This window comes from Moorena sp. SIO4E2, assembly GCF_010671945.1.
GTDB lineage: Bacteria > Cyanobacteriota > Cyanobacteriia > Cyanobacteriales > Coleofasciculaceae > Moorena > Moorena producens.
This window is the reverse complement of sequence record NZ_JAAHIE010001384.1, coordinates 1-1111: the sequence shown is the minus strand read 5'-3', so window position 1 is coordinate 1111 and position 1111 is coordinate 1. Positions and strand designations below refer to the sequence as shown.

Here is a 1111-nt window from a genome sequence, read left to right as displayed (position 1 = left end):
CTAAATCATTCCGAGCCTTCGCGATGGGCTTTGCCGCGCCAAAGGCGATCGCAGCCTCCTCTTGACTAAACTATTTCCGATAATTTAAGCATACTATTAGACCAAAGTTGAGTCTCACCCCTACTAAAACCCCAATTTCTGAACCGCCCTACGCTTAACCTCCTCACCCCGCCGGTCATACTTAGCGGTAGTCACAGGGGAAGCATGGCCAGCTAACTTCTGCACCGTCACAATATCAATCCCAGCATCGAGCAAATCAGAGCAGAAGGTCCTGGGAAAATCATGGGGACTAAAGGACTCCACCCCAGCCTGTTTAGCCCGCTTCTGCAAAATCAACAACACGGCCTGGGGGGTCATGTTTCTGTTCTGTATCTGCCCCCCTTTGAGTATTGGGCACAACAGCGCCCCTGGTTGGGAACCTCTCGTGTTCAACCAATCATTTACAAACGCGATTCGGCAAAGCCGACGCTTCGCGATCGCGTTTTCAGGTAAATAAACTGTTCTATCCTTCCCCCCTTTACCCTGACGCACCTCCAATGCACCAGTGGAACCATCAAAATCTCGCACTTCCAGCTTCACCACCTCTGCCCGTCGCAGTCCCGCACCCCGTAGAATGCCAATTAGGGCGGTATCCCTAGCCCCTTGGTTGGTTGTATCGGAGGCACATACCTTAATAAGTGCTGTAATTTCTGTTTGAGTTAATGCTCGACCTCTAGGTAAGGGATGATTCTTAATCCTGGGTAAATCCACCGCCGCCTCATAATCTTCTGCCTGCATCAGTTTCAACTTCTTTGCCACAGCTAACACTCCTCTGAGGGCTGCCATCTTCTTCTTGACCGTGGCGGGGGAATTGATTTCTAGTAGTGCGGCTTGGACGGCAGCGGTGTGCTGATAGGTGAGAGCTGCCCAGTCAAGGGTATCCGCATCACATTCGTTATTAGTAAGTAGGGATGCGATTCGGCAAAGCCGACGCTACGCGAACATATCCAAAGCTTGCCTCATTGTTGGCTGCGACCCAGGACTCAAAATACTCAAATAAACCCGTGCCGGATGCCCAGTTAAGGGTAGAGCTGTGGTGAGAGAAAGTGATTTGTTAGTGAGGGTTACACTC

Annotated in this window: 1 pseudogene; it reads right to left on the bottom strand. The window is 50.9% G+C overall.

Annotation, left to right across the window (positions count from 1 at the left end):
• Positions 1–123: 123 nt before the first annotated feature.
• Positions 124–1111: pseudogene (locus F6K37_RS43850) on the bottom strand (tyrosine-type recombinase/integrase); the annotation flags it as partial.